Source organism: Nostoc sp. UHCC 0302, assembly GCF_038096175.1.
Classification (GTDB): Bacteria; Cyanobacteriota; Cyanobacteriia; order Cyanobacteriales; family Nostocaceae; genus UHCC-0302.
Map to the genome: position 1 here is coordinate 458,624 of NZ_CP151099.1, position 22,108 is coordinate 480,731.

Sequence of the window (22,108 nt, forward strand, 5' to 3'; positions counted from 1 at the left end):
AATTCTTCTCTTTGTGTCTTCGTGGTTAAATAAATTTATTTTAATCACGAAGACACTAAGACACAAAGTCAACTTACATATCTTCTAACTCGATTCCTTTGGTTTCTTTAATAAAGAAGAGAACGAAAAACAATGAGATAGCCGCTGCCGTTGTATAAAGTCCATAGGCAGCACCTAACCCGAAATATTGCAGTATGGGAGGAAATGTTGTAGAAACGGCGAAATTCGCAATCCATTGCATTGCAGCAGCAACTGAAAGTGCCGCTGCTCGAATTCTGTTATTAAACATTTCTCCTAACAGCACCCAGGTGACTGGCCCCCAGGAGAAACCAAAGCAAAATACATAGAGGTTGGCTGCTAAAAGAGCCATAATACCCGCGGAACCGTTGAGAGTAGGGTTGCCAGCAGCATCCACTGGAGCAGTTCCAAAAAGAGAAGCCAACGTTCCCAAGGTCACAATCATGCCGATTGACCCTAGAATTAACAAAGGCTTGCGACCAAATCTGTCTACAAAGGCGATCGCAATCAGGGTAGTAATAATGTTTACAGCTCCTGTGATCACTGTAATTGTTAGGGAATCTTTTTCGGAAAATCCGACTGCTCGCCACAAAACACTGCTGTAGTAGAAAATTACATTAATACCAACAAATTGCTGAAGTACAGATAAGCCGATTCCTATCCAAACAATGGGCAATAGTCCACCACTTCTGCTTAAGAGGTCGGAGAATCTAGGCTCACGTTCTCGCATCACTGTTTGCCGAATTTCTTCGATTTTGGCCAGCACATTCCCCCCCAAAATCTTGGTCAGAACGCTAGCAGCTTCTGGTTCCCGTCCTTGGGCTACCAAATAACGAGGGGATTCAGGAATCGTTAAAGCAGCCATCCCGTAAAAAACAGCTGGAGGGACTGCTGTCCAAAACATCCAGCGCCAAGCAGCTATTCCAAACAAAAACGGCGATTCTGCTGAGCCTGCTGACACAGCGATAAAGTAATCGCTCAGTAAGGCAATGAAAATTCCCACTACAATCGCTAGTTGTTGTAGAGAACCTAGTCTTCCGCGCAACTGGGAGGGAGAACACTCGGCAATGTAAGCTGGGGCAATTACACTGGCAGCCCCGACTGCAATCCCACCCAATAATCGCCAAAAGATAAAATCCCAGATAGTGAAGGCAATCCCGGAGCCAATGGCGCTCAGAGTAAACAACGCCGAAGCGACGACCATTGCCTTGACGCGACCATAACGGTCTGCAATCTGTCCGGCAAAGAAGGCTCCGATTGCCGAGCCTAGTAATGCTAAGGACACTGCAAAACCAGTCACCCAACTACTGGTGTTAAAGGCTTTTGATAAAGCTACAACCGCACCATTAATCACTGCTGTGTCAAAACCGAACAGAAAGCCGCCGAGGGCAGCAGCACCAGCAATCAAGATGACATAATATGTGTTGGCTTTCCGAATAGTAGTAGTCATGGTTATATGTTGTATATCTAGTAAGCATGTTTTCTGACGTTGCTGAGTAGAAGTATGAGTTTTGCTCACGCAAAGTCGCAAAGGAAGAAAGTTTTGTGATTCAGCAACGCTAATTTTTCACCGTCTAGAACGTCTGCGAAGTCTATCAATCATTACTGCGACAATGATTACTAATCCTTTGACGACTAGTTGCCAGAAGTAAGACATATTCAACAAGGTCAAACCATTGTTGAGAATCGCAATGATTAATGCACCAAGCAGAGTTCCGCCGATAGTACCAATACCACCTGTAAAGCTGGTTCCACCAAGGATGACGGCTGCGATCGCATCTAATTCGTAACCCTGTCCTAATATGCCAGTAGCACTATAAAGACGGCTGGCACTCATGATTCCTGCTAAACCTGCAAGTAATCCACTGACGCCATAGACAAATAGTAAGACGCGGTTTACTTTGATACCTGTTAATCGTGCTGCTCGCTCGTTGCCACCAACTGCATAGATTTGCACTCCTAAAACCGTCTGTCGCAGAACAAACCAACTAATTGCGACAGCGAGTAGGGCAATTATCACTAGCCAAGGAATGGGGCCTATATAACTATTACCTATCCAGGCAAAATTGATATTGCGGTTGATGACTGTTGTACCATTGGCAACCAAAAAGGCAGCGCCCCGCAAGGCTGTCAATGAACCCAGGGTGACAATAAACGGCGGCACATCTAAAAATGTAATCAGAGCGCCGTTGACTAAGCCTAAAAGCAAACCTGTCAGCAACCCAGCAGGCACAGCTGCCCAGCCTAAAACCGGAATTAGCGATACCAAAAGCGCAACTACGGCAGAAACAGCCAATATCGATCCAACTGAAAGGTCTATACCTCCAGTCAGAATCACAAACGTCATTCCTGTTGCCAGCACAATGTTGATTGATGCTTGCCGCAAGATATTAACGACGTTACCACCTGTGAGGAAATTGGGAGAAAGGAATGTAAATAAGATGCAAATAAGTACTAAGATTGGCAGTATACCGGCAACTTCAAGTAAAGTGCTGATTGATTTACGACCGCCCGATGTTAAATTTTTGTCTGCTCTATTGTTGACTGGTCTGACTGTCTGACTCATGATGCTAATACCTCCGATGCTCCAGTGGCGTAATGCATAATTTTTTCTTGGGTAATTTCTTTACCAGGACTGCTGTCTAGTTCGCCTACAAGCTTTCCTTCTCGCATCACGAGGACGCGATCGCTCATTCCCACAATCTCCGGTAGTTCGCTGGAAACCATGAGAACAGCAACGCCTTGGGCTGCTAACTCGCTGATAATTCGGTAAATTTCGCTTTTAGCGCCAATATCTACGCCGCGTGTCGGTTCATCTAGCATGATTACTCTCGGCTTAATGGCTAACCAACGCGCTAGTAGTAGTTTCTGCTGATTACCACCAGAAAGATCCACGGCTCTGATTTCTAAATTCGCCAGCCGGATATTGAAGTCTTCAACTGCTTGTGTAGCCAACAGATTGACAGAACCCCAATTAACGATGCCAGCTTTTGCATCCTGTTTAAGTGTGTTAATCGCTATATTCTTGCGGGAACTCATTTCCAGAAATAAACCCTGGTCTTTGCGGTCTTCTGGGACATAGCCAATACCCGCAGCGATCGCATCACTGGGCGAATTAATATTCAGCTTCGAGCCATTGAGGAATACTTCGCCACTCGCTTTGCGGTCTGCACCAAAAATCAGCCGGGATACTTCTGTGCGTCCCGCACCAACCAACCCCGCCAAACCAACAATTTCTCCAGCATGAATTTTAAAACTAGCTGGCGAAATCTTGCGTCCGTCGCTGATGTTTCTCACTTCCAGCACTACTGGCCCAGGATTGGTTTGCCGTTGATGTTCATAAAAGTCTTGCATAGAGCGACCAACCATCATCTGCACCAATCGCTGTGGAGAAATTTCTTCTCGTGTGAGACTGCCAATATATTGACCATCGCGCAGTACACTAATTCGATCAGCCAATGCATATATTTCTTCCATGCGGTGACTAATGTAGATAATTGCAATGCCGTCATTCCGTAGTTTGCGAATTACCTCAAACAAACGCTCAGTCTCGCGGTCAGACAATGCTGCTGTTGGCTCATCCATTACCAAAACGCGGCTATTGTCTTTCAGCGCCCTGGCAATTTCTACCTGCTGCTGTTCAGCGATAGACAACGTACCAACTACAGTATTTGGTGTAAAGTTAGCTCCCAGACTTGACAGTACTTGCTCTGCTTCATGTTGCATTGCTTTACGGTCTAAAAACTGACCCCGCCGCAACTCGCTACCCATAAAAATATTTTCGGTAACGGTTAAATTGGGTGCAACATTCAGTTCTTGATAAATAAGATTAATACCCGCCTTACGTGCTGTAGCCGGATCGGTAATTTTCACAGGGTTACCATTGATGCGAATCTCGCCTTCATCGGCAATGTAAGCCCCAGCAAGAATTTTCATCAATGTACTTTTACCTGCTCCATTCTCACCCATGAGAGCATGAACCTCTCCTGGATAAATTGTCAGATTGACATTTTGGAGAGCAGGTACACCATGAAATTGTTTGACAATCCCTTGCATTTCTAATACAGGGATGATGGTTGATGCATCAGGAAATGAAGTTTCAATATTTGTTGTCATAAGCAACTCCTACAAAAGTAATTCGTAATTCGTAGTTCGTAATTCGTAATTAAGAGGTGTTAGATTTCTTCTGCATTTACAGTTTTAAATTTCTTGGGAATTTTAGAGAATTGGTATTATAAACCTCTTTCCTAGTACAGCACGACGGAAATAAACCACCTATTGAAAATGCCTGTCACCCTTGCAGCAACGTAATTACGAATTAGGAATTACGAATTACGAATTAGGAATTACGAATTACGAATTCTGCGTAGCGGTACTAGTCACCATTTCCCTTACCAACCTTCAGAGGTGCTGACGTTTTCTTTGGTGATCAGCTTGACTGGAATCAGAATGGTGGGGTTAGCGGGTTTTTTGCCATGCAGGATGTCGTTACCAACTTGAACTGCTTTTTGAGTCATCCCTCTGGGATTTTGAGTAGCAGTTGCAGCATATAGACTATCGTTAGATGCGATCGCTTGGATTGCTTCTGGCGCACCATCAACCCCAACAATGAAAAATTCCTTGCGTTTTGCTTGGTTAGCTGCGAGGTCTACTCCCACACCACTCGGATCATTGATGGCAAAGACAGCATCTATTTTCGGAAAGGTTGTGAGCAAATCACTCATTACTCTCAATCCTCCATCACGGCTGCCTTCAGCGTTCTGGTCTTTAGAGAGTATTTTGATATTGGGATATTTAGCCAAGACTTTCTGACAGCCCTCGACTCGTTGAATTACCGAGGTCACCGGAGGCCCGTTAACTATTACGACATTACCTTTAGCTTTGAGGCGATCGGCAATATATTTGCAAGCCACTTCTCCAGCTTGCAAATTATTGGTAGTAACTGTGGCATCTACCTCTGCATCAACGCCCGTATCTACTGCAATTACAATCTTTCCTGCTTGCCTTGCTTTATCTATTGCTGGTCTAATTCCTTTACTATCAGAAGCATTCAGTATAATTAGGTCAGTATCCGCAGCCACGAAATTTTCAATTTGATTAGTTTGTTGGTTTAGGTCATAACCACTGGAAACTATAGCAACTTTGACATTATTACCGCCAATTTTCTTGGCTTCTGCCTCAGCTCCCTTTCCCATCACTACGAAGAATGGATTACTTAAATCGCCAACAGTAACGCCAACCGATCGCAATTTTACATTCTGATTACTATCTTGACTTTGTGAACCTGTGTTAGTGGCAGTATATGTATCAGTTTTAGTAGCACTCTTATTATCAGAAGCAGCATTTGTACAGCCTCCAACAGTACCACCAACAATACATAAAATGCTAGCTACAACCGCAATCCTTTTCACATTCATCTCTCTCCAAAAAGTTATTCAATTACGAATTACGAATTACGAATTACGAATTAGTACTACCAGCCTTTGTAACTACTAAGATTTTCACGAGTGACCAACTTGACTGGAATCATAATTTCAGTTGACTCAGGTTTTTTTCCCTGGATGACATCATTACCAACCTGAACTGCTTTTTGAGCCATCCCTGCTGGATTTTGAGCCGCAGTTGCTGCAAATAAACCATCTTTGTCTTCCATTGCTTTGGTTGCATCTGGCGAACCGTCAACCCCAACAATAAAAAATTCCTTGCGTCTGGCTTGCGTAGCTGCTAAATCTGCGCCAACACCGCTTTGGTCATTAGTGGCAAAAACAGCATCAATTTTAGGAAAGGTGGTGAGTAAATCGCTCATGACTCTAAGTCCTCCATCCCTAGTCCCTTCGGCGTTTTGGTCGGAAACTATTTTTATATCAGGGTATTTAGAAAATGAATTCTTACAGCCACTAACTCGCTGAATTATTGAGTCCATCGGAGTACCGTTAAGGATGACTACACTACCTTTTCCTTTGAGGCGATCGGCAATATATTGGCAAGCAATCTCTCCAGCTTGCGTATTGTTAGAGCTAATCATCGCATCCACATCGGCATCAACAGCTGAATCTATAGCAATGACAACTTTACCTGCAAGCTTGGCTTGATCAATTGCTGGTTTAATTCCTTTTTTGTCAACAGCACTAAGAATGATTAAATCAGTATTTGCAGCAGTAAAATTTTCGATTTGGTTGGTTTGTTGGTTTAAATCAAAAGCACTAGAAACTGCATTAACTCTGATATTACCCCCGATTTGCTTTGCTTGTGTCTCAGCTCCCTTCTGCACTGCAACATAAAAGGGATTACCCAAGTCGTTAAGCACAACGCCGATTGTTTGTAATTTTCCCTTTGCAGTACTACTCTGACTTTCTAAACTAGTGTTAATAGCAGTATTAGTATCAGGATTAGTCGCAGTATTGCTATTTTGAGAATTATTTGTGCAACCAATAAAAGTGGTACTGAGGAGGGTTAATATGCTGGCTGCGATCGCCTGAAGCGCACCAGAGGTAATCGGAATTTTTTTCATATTCATCTATATCTTAAAACGTATTTGAATTTGAAAAAGATTAGCACAACCTCAACTAGGTCTGAAGTTTTCAAACCTAACCTAGTAATACTCCTAGTTATTGCAACAAAAACTCTTCTCAACGTTTTATAATGTAACGAGATGCGAGTTTATGCTGTTAGTTTCCTGAATTAGATGTTTTGGGTATTAAAGCAAAAACATGAGTACTACTCTACTTCCAAAAGCTACAATAGTTATGTAAAAATACTTGTGGAAGTATTAGTGTAGAAAACAGATTTTTTTAAAGATTTTAGAGCATTTTTCATCAAACATCCGAATTTGTATTCAGTTTGACGTTCTCTTAGTTTATCTTGCACTGTTACAAAAATGATCCCCGTTTAACTATCTTTACAAAACATCCAAAGCTATTAAATTTTAAGGATATTTAAAGTCTTTATTTCAAAAAATTAAATTTTATACATTGATAGATAAAAATATCCTTAAAGTAAGTTTTCAAACTCGCTCAAATATGCCTTTCATATATACTTACTTATTATGCCTCTTAATCATCTTAGAGAAAGTTTGAAAAGTCTCTGAGCAGTCCATAAGCAGATAGAGTTCTTTACATTCATGTATTTCCAACTATTTTAAATTTAAAATTTTAACGTTGCTGGCAAATATTTAGCCACTAAATCCTCATAGTATGGTCTGAGTTTTTGCCAATCAGGAGGAATAGGATTTTTGGAATACAAATCGTAGGGATTAAATAAATTCACCCATTTAAACATTTCGCGATCGCATTTATCCATTAAATGCTCGTATGCATTTTCGCGGTGTTGAGGATAAAATGAGTGATAGCGGAGAATATATAATGCTGGTTCCGGCAAATAGTTTTTCATGATGTAATATATGTATTCATCATGTCCCCACGACATCTGCACATTACTCAACCCGCAATTTGGCTCGTAAACACCATATTTGCCGTTATATTTCGGGTTATTGTAATCAGGATTTTTCCTAAAAAATTCAGAGAAAACAATTTTATCTGAAAATGCACAACCCACAGGATATGTATCGCCTACGGTAGACCATTGAGGTTCACCAAATAAACAAAGCACCTTCCCCATATCGTGAAACAAGCCAGTAAGTACCATCCAATCAGGATGACCATCGGCGCGAATGGCTTCTGAGGTCTGCAATAGATGCTGAAACTGATCTAAGCTTGTATCTGGATCTGAATCATCGACCAACTGATTCAAAAACTCAAACGCGTCCCAAACAGACATTTCTCTTTTATCTAACTTCAGAAAGTCTTCTTTTTTATCTACTACAAATTGATATGTTTGATTACTATGATTTAAACGATAGAACTCTTTCACCGTGTCTCTAGTAGGTGTTTCATAATTCCTATACTCTTCGGTTGTTTTGCCTTCTTTAACTATGCTGTCTGGATTAGGATAGCGATGAAGCAAATCTTCTTCCCATTCTTCTAGCGAATTCAAAGGATTCTCCGGGTCTTGAACAGTAGAACTATTGAGAGTTTGAGACATATCTTTCTAGTTCTCGATATGAATTTGTTGAATGGTAGTTTTTATTTTATGCACAGGTGTGCGGAAACTATTTCAGGCTCATTTTTAATTTTTGCACACGTGTGCAAAAACGTGTGTTAAGTTTCTTTTCTATTTAGACACTTCGCATACCTCAACTTCTTAAAAAAGCCAGGAATCTGGACAGCACCAATTTCCACATAAATTCGAGCCGTAGATTTCAAACACTTTTATTAAAATCTATTAACAAATAGCTAATAACTCCTAATAATATAGATATAATGCACACGTGTGCAATTAAAAGTCTAGATCGCAAATGAGTAGACGAAGAACTTCAATCGAAGATATTGCTCGAAGGGCAGGCGTTTCTCATTCTACAGTTTCACGTGCTTTGCGAGATAATCCTCTCATCAGCCTCCAGGTACGAGAGGAAATTAAGCGAATAGCACAAGAAATGAACTATGTACCCAATGCTATTGCTCAAAGCTTGCAAAATCAACGTACTAATACTATTGGGGTAGTAGTAACTTCAATAGCAGATCCCTTTTTTGCTGAGGTAGTAGAGGGAATCGAACAGGTAGCTAAACCAGCAGGCTTGAGCGTTGTCTTAAGTACTTCACATCGAGACATAGAGCAGGAAATAGCTGCAATTGATAATTTTCATCGCCGCAGGGTAGATGGAATTTTGATAGCTGATTCACGAATTAGTAAACAGCATACAAAGCAACTATCGCAAATTGCTGTACCAACAGTTCTAATTAATAGCCAGACCGAAGATGCATCTGAAATATTTTACTCAGTCGCAATAGACGATCGCTTAGGTGGGAGAATAGCTGTAGAGCATCTAGTAAGTTTAGGGCATACTTCTATCGGATACCTTGGTGTAGGCGATAAAAGTAGATCAAATCAGCAGCGTTTAGAAGGATATCAAACAGCTCTTACTGAAGCTGGTTTACCACTGATTGATGATTGGGTTGCAATTAGTGATGACTATGTAAGAATCAGCGATGTTACTACCGGACAAAAGCTGCTAGCTAAACTAGCAACTGCTGGGGTAACTGGCATCTTTTGTTATAACGATATGGTAGCTGTTGGCGCTTTGTTAGCCTGTCAAGAACAAGGTATTTCAGTACCGCGAGATTTAAGCATTGTTGGATTTGATGGTATAGCTTTAAGCCGTTACATTACACCGCCACTGACAACAGTTTCTCAGCCAATGTTAGAAATTGGCGGCTCTGCCATGCAAATGTTACTCGATTTATTAGAAGAAAAAACTGTAGAAAACCGGGTTTTATCTCCTTTTCTAGTCAAGCGTGGTAGTAGTGCGCTATCAAAGACTCAAGTATAAACTTAGTGCCTTTGTGCATTGGTAGTTTAAAGTTTTTTAACCACAAAGATAAAAAGCATTTTTATTTTCGCTATTTTTAACTGGACAAAAATATGTTGACTAAAAAAAGGAGTTTATCTTATCGCTGCTTTTCCCCAGAACCAGTTCAAAGACAACTAGCCCATGAATTTTTTGAAAGCATATCTGCACTACCGCTAATTTGTCCACACGGTCACGTAGACCCAGGATTATTAGCTAATCCAGCAGCCCGTTTTGGTTCTCCGACAGAATTATTTATTATCCCTGACCACTACATTTTGCGGATGCTCTATAGTCGGGGCATATCTCTGCAAACCTTGGGCATACCTACCAACAATGGTTCGCCTGTCGAAACTGACCACCGCAAAATCTGGCAGCTTTTCGCCGAGCATTTTTATCTATTTCGCGGTACTCCCTCCGGGTTGTGGCTGAAAGATGAACTAAGTAATGTCTTTGGGGTAGATGAGTCTTTAAATTCTGCGAATGCTGGATATATATATGATTACCTAGAAGAGCAATTGGCTTTACCTGAATTCTCACCTCGCGCTTTATTCAAACGCTTTAATATTGAAGTTCTTTGTACTACCGATGCGGCTAGTGATAACCTTGAGAACCATAAATCGCTTCATCAAGAAGGTTTTACTCAAATAAAACCTACTTTTCGACCAGATGCCGTAATTAATTTGGATACTCCTGGTTGGCGCGAAAATCTTGCCAAGTTAGAAAGTACTGTAGGTCAAGAAATCAGCAGTTACGCTACTTTTGTGCAAGTTTTGGCAGAACGTCGAGCTTTCTTTAAAAAAATGGGTGCGACAGCTACCGACCAGAGTGCAGCTACACCTTATACTATGCTTCTTTCTGACCAGGAAGCAGAAGCTATTTTTGCAAGGGCATTAGTTGCCAAGCTAAATCCAGGTGATGCAGAGCAATTTACTGGTCATCTGTTTATGGAAATGGCTCGGATGAGCGTGGAAGATGGTTTGGTTATGCAAATGCATTGTGGTATTATGCGTAACCACAATTCAACTTTGTTTGAGCAATTTGGATCTGATAAAGGTGCTGATATTCCCCTGCAAATCGAGTGGACTCAAAATCTGCGTCCGTTGCTATCAGCCTACGGTAATAATAAACACTTCCACTTAATTCTTTTTGGATTAGATGAAAGCACTTACAGCCGGGAACTGGCTCCACTAGCTGGTCATTATCCTGCTGTGCTGCTTGGGCCGCCCTGGTGGTTTAACGATAGCGTTAATGGTATGGAACGTTACTTCAATCAGGTAATGGAAACTGCCGGACTTTATAACACTGCTGGCTTTAATGATGATACCCGTGCTTTCATTTCCATTCCCGCCCGTCACGCTGTCTGGCGGCGTGTAGCTTGTAACTGGTTAGCTGGATTGGTTCTACGTGGGTTAGTTGAGGAAGAGGAGGGCTACGGCATGGCTCGCGCTTTAGCTTACGACTTGGCTAAGAGGGCTTATAAACTTAATTCGTAATTTAGAAAGTCAGACCAATTTGAAAAATCATCACAATAGATGAAGAATAAAACCGCAGAGGCTCAGAGAACACAGAGGAATAAGAGTAAATCCTATAAGCAAAGGAATCTTTGATGCCAGACTCAATTTTAAATAAACTTTTTAGCCTAGAAGGGCAGGTAGCAATAGTCACAGGCGGGTCTGGTGTGCTTGGTGGGGTAATGGCGCGAGGTTTAGGCCTTGCTGGAGCGCGAGTAGCTGTTCTTGGTCGCAATGAGGCCCGGGCGATCGCTGTAGTAACTGCTATTACTGCTAATGGTGGAGAAAGTATAGCTGTATTGGCAGATGTCAGCGATCGCACCCAATTAGAAATAGCCAGAAGTACTATTTTAAAGTGTTGGGGTCAGATAGATATTTTAGTGAATGCCGCTGGTGGAAATGTTGCATCTGCCACAATTACTACTGATGCAACTATTTTTGATCTGCCACACGAGGCATTTGAGCAAGTGGTGAATCTAAACCTGGTGGGTACTCTATTACCTTGCCAAGTTTTTGGTCAAGCGATGGTAGAAAGGGCCGGAATGGATACTCCGCCTCATGGTTGTATTGTGAATATTTCTTCTATGTCTGCTATCCGTGTCATTAGTCGAGTGGTTGGTTATTCGGCTGCGAAAGCCGGGATAGATAACTTTACTCGCTGGCTAGCTGTAGAACTTGCTCAAAAGTATGGAACTGGGTTACGAGTAAATGCGATCGCACCGGGTTTTTTTATTGGCGAGCAAAATCGAGATTTACTCCTAAATGGAGATGGAAATTTAAGCGATCGCGGCCAGAAAATTATTGAGCATACCCCCGCCGGACGTTTCGGAGAACCCGAAGAATTACTCAGCACTTTAATTTGGCTATGCAGTTCTGGTTCTAGTTTCGTCAACGGCGTAGTTGTGCCAGTAGACGGTGGGTTTAGTATCTACAGCGGAGTTTAATCATGTATTCACTAGCTGTAACTAACGGCACACTCTTAGATGAACAAGTTTCTGAACTAGTTCATGAAGCTTTGGCAGACTCTAAATTAGATGGACAGAGCATCCTAGTGTTAATTCCAGATGGAACCCGCACTGCTCCCATACCTCAAATGTTTCGATTGCTCCATCACGAGTTAGGCAAAAGAGTTGCCGCATTGGATTTTTTAATCGCTTTGGGTACACACAATCCCATGAGTGAGGAACAAATCAATCATTTGGTAGATGTAAAACCAGAGGAACGAGAGACAATTTTTAAAAATGTTCGGATTTTTAACCACCTTTGGAATGTACCAGATACCTTTATTTATTGTGGAGTGATTTCGGCAGATGAAATAGCAGATATCAGCAGTGGAATGCTGCGTCAAGCTGTTGAAGTGCGTGTTAATAAACTTGTAACGGAATATGACTTGATAATTGTTTGCGGCCCAGTTTTTCCCCACGAAGTTGTAGGTTTTTCTGGTGGAAATAAATATTTTTTTCCCGGCATTAGTGGTCAAGAAGTAATTAATTTATCACATTGGTTAGGCGCTTTGATCACCTGTTACGAAATTATTGGTACACTAGGAATAACATCAGTTCGGCGCTTAATAAACCGAGCCGCTAGCCTAATTACTACCCCGAAGCTTTGCCTAGCAATGGTAGTTGCACCGGGAACAAATCAGTTAGCTGGACTTTACATAGATCAACCAGATTCAGCTTGGGAATCTGCTGCAAAATTATCGGCAAAACTGCATATTAAATATGTAAATCAGCCTTTTAAACAAGTGCTTTCCATAATGCCCCAAATGTATGATGACATTTGGACGGCGGCTAAAGGGATGTATAAGCTAGAGCCAGTAGTAGCTGATGGAGGTGAGGTAATTATCTATGCTCCTCACATTACTGAGTTTAGCTATACACATGGCGAAATCTTAGCCCAAATTGGCTATCATGTGCGGGATTACTTCCTCAAACAGTGGGACAGATTTCAAACTTATCCAGCTGGAGTGCTAGCCCATAGTACTCACTTGAAAGGTATGGGTACTTTTGATTTTTTAAATGGGGAAAAAGCGCGAATTCGTGTCACTTTAGCTACTGGTATTTCCCGCGATCTCTGTGCGGCTCATAACTTGAATTATCGCGATCCAGCTACCATTCAACCAACAGAATGGGCGAACCGCGAAGATGAAGGTATCTTGCTTGTACCAAAAGCTGGCGAGATATTATACCGTCTCAAATAGTTATAAAGTTTACTTTCAGATTTCATCCCCTTGACAAATTAAATAAACTTTATTGTTAATGGTGCTTCAAATTTTAGCTAATAGTTGCACTTAACTTAATAAATTGCTAGCAGTCTAAAACTATTACAAAAACTACATACTTTCGTTACTGTTAGCTACTTTTTATAACTCTTACAAAAGCCTTAATTTTAGACTTTCTCTCTGCGCCTCTGTCTTGGAAAGTTCTGTTCGGAGGAAACCTCCGCTCAGACTTTCCGCTACGTCTCTGCGTGAGGTAAAAAAATATTTATACAAGAAGGTTAATAAAATGAAAAACTTAAATAGAACAATCCAATTAATTACGCTAACCTTGACATTCAATTTAATTGGGATTAACACGTTATTAGCTCAAGAAGCTGATGGAACTAATGAAACAAATGCAGAATTAGTTAAATCATCCCAACTAGTTGATTCTAAATCTGCAATTGATGCAAACACTCAAAGGCTTTTAACTAAACAGCTTTTAGCACAAACTGATAATTCTTCTAATTTCCCTGATGCGTCAGAGAACACAGTCAATAATCAGGGAATGAGCCAAGTTAATTCCGTTTCTAATTTATCAGATGTGCAACCTACTGATTGGGCATTCCAAGCATTGCAGTCTTTAGTAGAGCGTTATGGAGTTATAGCTGGTTATCCTGATAGTACCTTTCGAGGTAATCGGGCGCTGACTCGCTATGAATTTGCGGCTGGTTTGAATGCTGCTTTAGATCGGCTCAATGAATTGATTGCAGCGGGTACTGTTGATTTAGTCAGAAAAGAAGATTTGGCTACAGTGCAAAAATTGCGATCGCAGTTTGCCCAAGAACTTGCTATGTTACGTAGTCGTGTGGATACCCTAGAAGTTAATACAGCTAAACTAGAAGCCAACCAATTTTCTACCACTACCAAACTTAATGCTGAGATAGTAGTTGGTTTAGCAAGTGTCCTAGCTGGAGAAAACGCCAACAGTCAGGCATTTGACAGAATTCCTACCTTGGCTTACCGCGCACGGCTGAATTTAGATACTAGTTTCACTGGCAAAGACCTCTTAACAACCCGCTTACAAGCTAGCAACGTCACACCCCTTGGTAGTACAAACAGTGGCTCAACGCTGACTAATGAAGGTCGGCTAGAATATGACGGCGATAGCGGTAACAACTTGGGAATTGGACTACTGCGGTATCGCTTTCCTGTTGGCCCCAACACAAATTTTTACCTTGCTGGAACAGGTAATGGTTTTGTTGACTTGGATGCTTCGGCTCAATTAAACCCTTACTTTGATGGCGGAGCAGTATCGCTATTCGCTTTACGCAACCCAATCTATAACTACAGTGGTGGTTCAGGAGTGGGATTGAGACATTTATTTAGTGACAAACTCGAACTAAATTTGGGCTATTTGACTCCTGGTAGCAATGCGGGTAAACCTAGCTCTAAGAATGGTTTATTTGATGGTGTTTATGCAGCTATGGCTCAAGTAATTATTAGTCCTACTGATAACAGCAAAATTGGTCTAACTTACATCAATAGCTATAGTCCTTCTTACTTCACCAGTGGAGAAGGTTTAGACCCTGCTTTAAATCCTGACTTCATACCCTTTGGGACTAGCTCCGGCAGTAATCTGTCAAATACCAACTTTGGCAGACCAGTTGCTATAAATGCTTACGGTTTATCAGGAACCTTCCAACTCAGCCCCAATTTTGCCATAGGTGGCTGGGTGGGATATGCTAATCAGCGTTATATCAGTAGGGGAGATGCTGATGTTTGGAACTGGGCAGTTACACTAGCTTTTCCTGATTTGGGTAAAGAAGGAAATTTAGGAGGCATCTTGGTGGGAATGGAACCCAAGGTAACGAACATTTCTAGTAGTGTGAATGGTGGTAGAGCAGATCAATACACCTCACTGCATCTGGAGGCTTTCTACAGATATCAGCTAACAGACAATATTCAGATTACTCCTGGCGTAATCTGGCTAACTGCTCCAAATCATGATGAAAACAACGATGACATTGTTACTGGTGTAGTCAGAAGTGTCTTCAGATTTTAGTTAGTGCAACTTTGTCAAAAGTGGAGTGAAATTAAAGGTGGGTAAAAATACGGCTCAAAAAATCCCCTTTTAATTTCTTGCCTCTGTGTTTTCTGCGCTTCTGTGGTTAAATAAATGACTTTTAAACCGCAGAGGCACAGAGAGCGCTGAGAAAAAACAATCTTATTTTACGAGTCATACCAATTCACAAAAATCCTGATACATATAGATTTCTCGTAGGGACACGGCATTACCGTGTCCCTACCAACGTATTTCTATCATTATTAAAGTGAAATGGTATCACCTTGAAAGAGCTAGTCCAAAAAACCTTGACTGTTGACTCTCATGCCAGAAGATATGTGTGCCAGTTGCGTAAGTCTTGCATAAATATATAGAATTTCTCTGTATATTAACCAGAGATGGATATTATCTAAAAAAATTATGTCTATTATAAAACTCAAAGCTTACAACTCTGATTTAGCCTCACTCCTAAAGTGAATAGCCAAAAAAATTCTGTCTAATAAATAGTTGTTCTGGCTAGTGATAGAACTAAAATATTTGCTAGCCATAATAACACTCGTTGAAACTGACAACACTGTTGACTGCACAGCCGCAGTTAACAGTGTTGGGGTTCAACATTAACTTTTGGTGAATAGAGGCAAAATGAAGACACCTGAATCAGAAACAATGCTGGGACTGCAAGCACTTAAATCATTGAGAACTTGCAAAGAAAAGGATTTTGCTCGAAGCATAAATCGTAAGCAACGAGGAATCCGATTGCCTAGTATCATTAGAATGGGTGGAGCAGTTTTTACACTGCTAATTTTATCAACAGGTTGTGGCAACCGCGAAGCCTTGTTGAAAGAAATTACTGAATTTGATGATTCTGTTCAAGTAGGAACAGAAGCGATCGCTGCTTACTACACTAGCCTCAATGAGCAGGAACTTCAACTCTACTCGCTGATTATTGAACTGAATCCCAATTGCGAAGTTGGTGACTTTATCAACTATAAGTGTTTAGATCCTGACTTTAAACCTCCAGGCGATCGAAAAGATTTCTTTGTTTCACCTCTTAAACAACTCCCAATCCCTACAGAAAGCATACAAGCAAGAGTTAGTCTGTTGAAAGAACTGGCAGATTACAGTGAGTCTCTCTCAGCTCTTGCTGGAGATAATCCTGCCGAAAGATTTCAAGGAAGTATAAAAACACTTCAATTTCGTCTTGTTGCTCTGGAAAAGAAATTTGTAGCACTTCAAGGAAAAGCTGATAATATACCAGACTCAACTATCTCAAAGAGATATCTTGGCCCAATTGGTTCTATCATCGGTGTTCTAGGGAAAATAGCTATACAAGAAGCTCAATGGAGTGAAATTCGCAAGTCAATCATAGAAGCTGAAAAGCCTGTTGAGACAGTCTTAACCGCAGTTGCTGAGGATCTCGATGCCTATGCTTTGCCAATAGTGACAACAGGAGCGAATGAACGCTACTCCATTCTCATAAATTACTACAATCGGAATCGGCTAGAGTTTAGCCAAAATGAACGTGAAGATATTCTCGAAAAAATCTTCGATTCCAAACAAGCTTATGATTTGGCTGTTATTAATAAACCGTCTGAGATTCCCAACGGTCTTAAAAATGCACACGCTTCACTTGTTAAATTAGCTAAATCAGATGGATCTCTGAAAGACTTGTCAGAACTAAGGGCTTGGTTAGAAAAATTTCAAGATGATGCCGAAGAACTTAAAGAAGCAGTTATTCAATTAGCACAAATTCAAAGAGGAAATGGAAATGACAAAACTGGAAATTAAATCCTTAGCAGACAATGTTGAGATATGTTTTGCTCATTCTCGTGATAATGCCACATTTACTCTTGAGCAGCGTGATAAGTGGCTTTATCAAGGAGTCAAACTACGAGAATGCTTAAAGAACCTGATTAGCAAGGAGATTTCTCAAGCCGCTGACTCTAAAGTTATTGAAGCAAATACTAAACTAAAATCGATTAATCAACGACTACAAGATAAGCAAGAATCTCTCAATAAATTTTCTGAGACTGTTGAAGATATAACCAATGTGGTAGCCATTCTAGATATCATTATTGGATTAGCTGTTTGACTGATAAAACTAAGCATTTACTTATCTACCAGATGTACTTTAATCGCCTCTAACTTATGGCTGCTTTTTTGGTTCATCTTAGAGCGATCGCATGATGCCGAATGTGGTCTTCTATAAAACTGGCGATAAAATAATAACTGTGGTCATAGCCTTCTTGGTAACGCAAGTTTAGGGGCTGGTTCACTGCTGCACAAGCCTGCTCAAATACTTCTGGTAACAATTGTTCGGCTAAAAATTTATCAGCAGTGCCTTGATCAATCAGAATTGGACTGTGATATCCTACTTGCCTAACCAATTCGCTAGCATCATAAGCACGCCAAGTTTCTTTGTTGCTACCAAGATAACGGCTGAAAGCCTTTTCACCCCAAGGACAACGTATAGGTGCAGTGATAGGTGCAAAAGCTGAAACTGATTTATATAAGTTGGGATTTTTCATTGCACATACTAGCGCCCCATGTCCCCCCATTGAATGACCAAAAATACCTTGTTTATCAGCTAGCGCTGGGAAGTGTGCAGTCATTAAAGTGGGTAATTCATCGACGACATAACTATACATTTGGTAGTGTTGACGCCACGGTTCTTCTATTGCATCAACATAAAAGCCCGCACCTGTGCCAAAATCCCAATCATCATCTTCACCTGAAATCCCAGTATGACGCGGGCTAGTATCTGGTGCAACTAACATCAAACCGTACTCAGCCGCATAGCGTTGCGCTCCTGCTTTCGCCATAAAATTCTCTTCGGTGCAAGTTAAACCGGAGAGAAAATAAAGCACTGGTACAGGTTTTTGAGTAGCTTGTGGAGGTTGATAGACAGCAAAGCGCATTTCTCCATTGCAAGTTGAGGAGGGATGAGAGTAAAAGCCGAGTTTGCCACCAAAGCTTTTAAATTCTGAAATTAGTTTAGGATTATTCATTTATTCTATTAAATCATCTGTTGCTGCTTCACTTGGATAAAAGCGATCGCTCATAATTTCTTCTAGGGTAAAACATTCGTTGTTGCTGTGAAGTCTAACAAGGGCTTGTACATGGGACGAAGACCAAAGTCGGTTATGTTGCAAACTCCGCCTTGTGGTGAAACTAATCGTTTAGATAAAGCGGTCAAAGCAGAAATTTAACTGGATTAGAAATAAAATATATACAAAGCCTAACAAGGCTTTTGCAGCGGGCTGATTTTTCATCAAGGTGGGTATTACCCACCCTAATTAGAATCTAACAATTAAAAAGTCACCACACTCCGAATTGATTCGCCTTTGTGCATCAATTCAAAAGCATCATTAATTTGCTCAAGCGGCATTACATGAGTAATCAAATCGTCGATATTTATCTTACCTTCCATATACCAATCGACTATTTTCGGCACATCTGTACGCCCCCTAGCGCCACCAAAAGCCGAACCTTTCCAAACGCGCCCAGTCACTAGTTGAAAAGGACGAGTACTGATTTCTTGCCCAGCACCAGCAACACCAATAATCACGCTGACGCCCCAACCTTTATGGCAGCATTCTAATGCTTGACGCATAACTTTGACATTACCAATACATTCAAAACTGTAATCAGCACCGCCTTTAGTTAAATCAACCAAATAAGAGACTAAATCGCCCTCTACTTCTTGGGGATTGACAAAATGCGTCATGCCAAACTTTTCTGCCAAAGCACGTTTGCTGGGATTAAGATCCACTCCCACAATCATATTGGCTCCCACCATCCGCGCTCCTTGGATGACATTCAAGCCAATACCGCCTAAGCCGAAAACCACAACATTTGCTCCTGGTTCCACCTTAGCTGTGTGGATGACTGCACCAATACCTGTGGTTACGCCACAGCCAATGTAACAAACCTTATCAAACGGGGCATCTTCCCGAATTTTGGCCACGGCGATTTCTGGCAGCACCGTATAGTTAGAAAAGGTAGATGTACCCATATAGTGATGAATCATCTGCCCATCAATACTAAAGCGACTAGTGCCATCAGGCATAACACCGCGTCCTTGAGTCTGACGAATGGCTTGACAGAGATTAGTTTTGAAGCTCAGACAATATTCGCATTGGCGGCATTCTGGAGTATATAGAGGAATTACATGATCCCCTGGTTTAACACTGGTGACACCAGCGCCCACCTCCACCACAACACCAGCGCCTTCATGTCCCAAAATTGCCGGAAACAAACCTTCGGGATCGTTACCAGAAAGAGTATAAGCATCGGTATGGCAAACGCCGCTAGCTTTAATTTCTACCAACACTTCTCCGGCTTGTGGTTCCGATAGGTGAACAGTTTCAATCGTCAACGGCTTACCCGCGCCGTAAGCTACTGCTGCTTTAACTTCCAACGTCAGCCCTCCTGTAATACAGTTGCTTTAGAAATAGCATGAAATGGGGAATAGGGGGCAGGGGGCAAAGGAGCAGAGGAGATATATTTTGGAATGCAACAATTGGTGTTTGAGCCTCGTAAATCAAGCCCGGAACTCCATTATTGAGCTTTTGAACCTCGTGAATCAAGCTCGGAACTCCATTAATGAGCTTTTGAACCTCGTAAATCAAGCTCAGAACTCCGTTCCCCTGCCCCTTGCTCCCCTACCTCCTTTCATCTTCACAAATTTTCTCAGTATAAGAACCGCTCTAACGATAGTCTTGCTTTGTTAAAATGACATTCTCTAGTTAGATTGATTAAAGGCGGCAACAGCTTTTTGGCAAGTACGTAAACAATTTGCCAGCAGCAACCCCAAATAGTTTGTCTATTTCTTTATTAATACAATTTGTTACAGCCTATGAACCCTGCCCTGACTCAAATTGGCGCTCAAATGTCCAACCTGACTGGTGTAAGAGCGATTATGAAGGACATTATTGAAACATTACGAGCTGGTACGGGGCAGCAGTTTATTAATTTGAGTGCTGGTAACCCATTGATTTTGCCAGAAGTCGAGCAGTTGTGGCGAGATTGTACTGCTCAACTTTTGGCTAGCTCAGAATATGGAGAGGTAGTTTGTCGCTACGGTTCAAGTCAAGGTTATGCGCCATTAATTGAAGCGATCGCTAACGACTTTAACAAACGCTACGGGTTAAATTTAACTGAGCGTAATATATTTATTACCCCCGGCAGTCAAACTCTCTACTTTTACGCTGCCAATACATTCGGTGGTTACACTCCCAACGGCGATTTAAAACAAATCGTTTTACCTCTAAGTCCTGATTACACAGGTTACGGTGGCATTTGCTTAGTTCCAAAAGCTTTAATCGCCTACAAACCAACTCTAGATATTGATGCAGCTGCCCACCGCTTTAAATATCGTCCTGACTTCAGTCAGTTGTCGATTTCCGAAAATACTGGTTGCGTCATCTTTTCTCGCCCTTGTAACCCCACAGGCAACGTCCTTAGCGACGATGAAGTCAAAAAAATTACCGCCCTTGCTGCATCTTATGATGTGCCAGTATTAATTGACTCAGCTTACGCACCTCCTTTCCCGGCATTGAACTTTACTGAAATGACACCAGTGTTTGGCAGTAATATCCTGCACTGCATGAGTTTATCGAAAGCAGGATTACCAGGAGAAAGGATTGGGATTGCGATTGGGGATGAAAAGTGGATTGAAGTACTAGAGTGTTTCCAAGCAAACGCGAGTCTGCATTCTTCACGTTATGGACAAGCGATCGCAGCCCATGCAATCAATTCTGGTAGATTAGTAGATATTTCTGAAACAGTCATCCGTCCCTTCTACCAAAATAAGTTTACTGTTTTAGAAACCAGCTTAGAACAAGCAATGCCGAAGAATCTACCTTGGTTCCTCCATCGCGGTGAAGGAGCTATTTTTGCTTGGTTATGGTTAGAGGATCTACCCATCACTGACTGGGAATTTTATCAGGAACTCAAGCAAGTGGGTGTGATTATCGTACCTGGAAGTACTTTCTTTCCTGGTTTAGAGGAAGAGTGGCCACACAAACACCAATGCTTCCGCATCAGCCTCACAGGTAGCGATGAAGAAATTGCCACAGGGATGCAGCGCTTAGCAAAAGTAGCTGAACAAGCTTATCAACGTGCGGCTGTGAGTGCCTAGTTAGAGGGCAGGGGAGCAGGGAGCAGGGGAGCAGAAAGAGAATATACTACTGACCAATGACAAATGACAAATTAGATGAATGGCTAGAAATTGGTAAAATTGTTTCCCCTCAAGGCTTATCTGGGGAGGTGCGAGTTTATCCTGACTCGGACTTCCCTGAACGATTTGAGGTTCCAGGAAAACGCTGGTTATTGCGTGCTGGTGAAACACAACCGCAGCCAATAGAATTACTTTCAGGACGTTACATGGATGGGAAAAACTTGTATATCCTGAAATTAGCTGGTGTAGAAACTCGCGAGCAAGCTGAGGCGTTGCGCGGTTGTAAATTAATGGTTCCAGCTAGCGATCGCCCCGAATTAGGCGAAGATGAATATCATGTACTCGATTTGGTTGGTTTATCAGTTTTCATGCAAACATCTGGCGAACTAGTTGGCACGGTGGTAGATGTCATCGCCGCAGGGAATGATTTATTAGAAGTGGAGTTTGACCCCTTGTTTGCTACTGACAAGGAACAAACACAAACGACAAAGGAAAAGCCAAAAAAGACTGTTTTGATTCCTTTTGTGAAAGCGATCGCGCCAGTAGTAGACTTACAATCTGGTCGCATTGAAATTACTCCGCCACCTGGGTTATTAGAAATTTAATGATTAGTTAACAGTCGCTCAAAATCGGCAGGTGTAAGAAAAATTCAAAATATTTTTGGGGATTTTTATTTTGAATTTTGAACTGCAAAAACTTGTCAAGAGTAAGATGACTCTCATGG

Annotated in this window: 18 protein-coding genes; 9 read left to right on the forward strand and 9 right to left on the reverse strand. The window is 41.5% G+C overall.

Annotated features, from left to right (window positions below):
* Positions 1-73: 73 nt before the first annotated feature.
* From WKK05_RS01900 to WKK05_RS01925, 6 genes are all read right to left on the reverse strand, one after another.
* Positions 74-1,483, reverse strand: coding sequence for a sugar porter family MFS transporter (locus WKK05_RS01900; RefSeq protein ID WP_341530998.1), 1,410 nt, complete (start codon positions 1,481-1,483; stop codon positions 74-76).
* A 102-nt stretch (positions 1,484-1,585) separates the two neighbouring features.
* Entirely contained in the window at positions 1,586-2,584 is a 999-nt protein-coding gene (locus tag WKK05_RS01905) for a ribose ABC transporter permease (RefSeq protein ID WP_341528127.1), read from the reverse strand.
* Positions 2,581-4,134, reverse strand: coding sequence for a sugar ABC transporter ATP-binding protein (locus WKK05_RS01910; protein ID WP_341528128.1), 1,554 nt, complete (start codon positions 4,132-4,134; stop codon positions 2,581-2,583). The genes WKK05_RS01905 and WKK05_RS01910 overlap by 4 nt, the downstream gene beginning before the upstream one ends.
* A 275-nt stretch (positions 4,135-4,409) precedes the next feature.
* Positions 4,410-5,435, reverse strand: a complete 1,026-nt coding sequence (locus WKK05_RS01915; RefSeq protein WP_341528129.1) for an ABC transporter substrate-binding protein — start codon at positions 5,433-5,435, stop codon at positions 4,410-4,412.
* 56 nt (positions 5,436-5,491) lie between these two features.
* Positions 5,492-6,535 (reverse strand): ABC transporter substrate-binding protein, encoded by a 1,044-nt coding sequence (locus WKK05_RS01920; protein WP_341528130.1) that lies wholly within the window; start codon positions 6,533-6,535, stop codon positions 5,492-5,494.
* A gap of 626 nt (positions 6,536-7,161) precedes the next feature.
* The gene (locus WKK05_RS01925) at positions 7,162-8,058 is read right to left on the reverse strand and encodes an inositol oxygenase family protein (protein WP_341528131.1); all 897 of its coding nucleotides are present in this window, start codon (positions 8,056-8,058) and stop codon (positions 7,162-7,164) included.
* A 313-nt stretch (positions 8,059-8,371) separates the two neighbouring features.
* Between WKK05_RS01925 and WKK05_RS01930 the strand changes: the two genes are divergently transcribed.
* The 7 genes from WKK05_RS01930 to WKK05_RS01960 all read left to right on the forward strand — a co-directional run bounded on the left by WKK05_RS01930 (position 8,372) and on the right by WKK05_RS01960 (position 17,295).
* Positions 8,372-9,403 (forward strand): LacI family DNA-binding transcriptional regulator, encoded by a 1,032-nt coding sequence (locus WKK05_RS01930; protein WP_341528132.1) that lies wholly within the window; start codon positions 8,372-8,374, stop codon positions 9,401-9,403.
* A gap of 92 nt (positions 9,404-9,495) precedes the next feature.
* Entirely contained in the window at positions 9,496-10,917 is a 1,422-nt protein-coding gene (gene uxaC, locus WKK05_RS01935; protein ID WP_341528133.1) for a glucuronate isomerase, read from the forward strand.
* A gap of 113 nt (positions 10,918-11,030) precedes the next feature.
* Positions 11,031-11,879, forward strand: a complete 849-nt coding sequence (locus WKK05_RS01940) for an SDR family oxidoreductase (RefSeq protein WP_341528134.1) — start codon at positions 11,031-11,033, stop codon at positions 11,877-11,879.
* A 2-nt stretch (positions 11,880-11,881) separates the two neighbouring features.
* On the forward strand, positions 11,882-13,138 hold the full coding sequence (locus tag WKK05_RS01945; protein WP_341528135.1) for a lactate racemase domain-containing protein: 1,257 nt from the start codon (positions 11,882-11,884) through the stop codon (positions 13,136-13,138).
* 307 nt (positions 13,139-13,445) lie between these two features.
* Positions 13,446-15,203 (forward strand): iron uptake porin, encoded by a 1,758-nt coding sequence (locus WKK05_RS01950; protein WP_341528136.1) that lies wholly within the window; start codon positions 13,446-13,448, stop codon positions 15,201-15,203.
* Between the two features lie 642 nt (positions 15,204-15,845).
* Positions 15,846-16,991, forward strand: a complete 1,146-nt coding sequence (locus WKK05_RS01955; RefSeq protein WP_341528137.1) for a hypothetical protein — start codon at positions 15,846-15,848, stop codon at positions 16,989-16,991.
* Positions 16,972-17,295 (forward strand): hypothetical protein, encoded by a 324-nt coding sequence (locus WKK05_RS01960; protein WP_341528138.1) that lies wholly within the window; start codon positions 16,972-16,974, stop codon positions 17,293-17,295. Before WKK05_RS01955 ends, WKK05_RS01960 begins: the two co-directional genes overlap by 20 nt.
* A 73-nt stretch (positions 17,296-17,368) precedes the next feature.
* Here WKK05_RS01960 and fghA read toward each other — a convergent pair whose 3' ends face one another.
* From fghA to WKK05_RS01975, 3 genes are all read right to left on the reverse strand, one after another.
* Entirely contained in the window at positions 17,369-18,211 is an 843-nt protein-coding gene (gene fghA / locus WKK05_RS01965) for an S-formylglutathione hydrolase (RefSeq protein WP_341528139.1), read from the reverse strand.
* A complete protein-coding gene (locus WKK05_RS01970) occupies positions 18,212-18,355 on the reverse strand; it encodes a hypothetical protein (RefSeq protein WP_341528140.1) in 144 nt (47 codons plus the stop codon).
* Positions 18,356-18,513: 158 nt separating this feature from the next.
* Complete coding sequence (locus tag WKK05_RS01975) at positions 18,514-19,623, reverse strand: S-(hydroxymethyl)glutathione dehydrogenase/class III alcohol dehydrogenase (RefSeq protein WP_341528141.1); 1,110 nt, start codon at positions 19,621-19,623, stop codon at positions 18,514-18,516.
* Positions 19,624-20,061: 438 nt separating this feature from the next.
* Here WKK05_RS01975 and WKK05_RS01980 point away from each other — a divergent pair, with 438 nt between their 5' ends.
* A complete protein-coding gene (locus WKK05_RS01980; protein WP_341528142.1) occupies positions 20,062-21,345 on the forward strand; it encodes a valine--pyruvate transaminase in 1,284 nt (427 codons plus the stop codon).
* Between the two features lie 56 nt (positions 21,346-21,401).
* On the forward strand, positions 21,402-21,989 hold the full coding sequence (gene rimM / locus WKK05_RS01985; protein ID WP_341528143.1) for a ribosome maturation factor RimM: 588 nt from the start codon (positions 21,402-21,404) through the stop codon (positions 21,987-21,989).
* Positions 21,990-22,108: the final 119 nt, after the last annotated feature.

Bases quoted from the DNA above. Each gene is read 5' to 3' on its own strand.
- WKK05_RS01905 (WP_341528127.1), bottom strand. From the start codon at position 2,584: ATGAGTCAGACAGTCAGACCAGTCAACAATAGAGCAGACAAAAATTTA.
- WKK05_RS01910 (WP_341528128.1), bottom strand. From the start codon at position 4,134: ATGACAACAAATATTGAAACTTCATTTCCTGATGCATCAACCATCATC.
- WKK05_RS01915 (WP_341528129.1), bottom strand. From the start codon at position 5,435: ATGAATGTGAAAAGGATTGCGGTTGTAGCTAGCATTTTATGTATTGTT.
- WKK05_RS01920 (WP_341528130.1), bottom strand. From the start codon at position 6,535: ATGAATATGAAAAAAATTCCGATTACCTCTGGTGCGCTTCAGGCGATC.
- WKK05_RS01925 (WP_341528131.1), bottom strand. From the start codon at position 8,058: ATGTCTCAAACTCTCAATAGTTCTACTGTTCAAGACCCGGAGAATCCT.
- WKK05_RS01930 (WP_341528132.1), top strand. From the start codon at position 8,372: ATGAGTAGACGAAGAACTTCAATCGAAGATATTGCTCGAAGGGCAGGC.
- uxaC (WP_341528133.1), top strand. From the start codon at position 9,496: ATGTTGACTAAAAAAAGGAGTTTATCTTATCGCTGCTTTTCCCCAGAA.
- WKK05_RS01940 (WP_341528134.1), top strand. From the start codon at position 11,031: ATGCCAGACTCAATTTTAAATAAACTTTTTAGCCTAGAAGGGCAGGTA.
- WKK05_RS01945 (WP_341528135.1), top strand. From the start codon at position 11,882: ATGTATTCACTAGCTGTAACTAACGGCACACTCTTAGATGAACAAGTT.
- WKK05_RS01950 (WP_341528136.1), top strand. From the start codon at position 13,446: ATGAAAAACTTAAATAGAACAATCCAATTAATTACGCTAACCTTGACA.
- WKK05_RS01955 (WP_341528137.1), top strand. From the start codon at position 15,846: ATGAAGACACCTGAATCAGAAACAATGCTGGGACTGCAAGCACTTAAA.
- WKK05_RS01960 (WP_341528138.1), top strand. From the start codon at position 16,972: ATGACAAAACTGGAAATTAAATCCTTAGCAGACAATGTTGAGATATGT.
- fghA (WP_341528139.1), bottom strand. From the start codon at position 18,211: ATGAATAATCCTAAACTAATTTCAGAATTTAAAAGCTTTGGTGGCAAA.
- WKK05_RS01980 (WP_341528142.1), top strand. From the start codon at position 20,062: ATGAACCCTGCCCTGACTCAAATTGGCGCTCAAATGTCCAACCTGACT.
- rimM (WP_341528143.1), top strand. From the start codon at position 21,402: ATGACAAATGACAAATTAGATGAATGGCTAGAAATTGGTAAAATTGTT.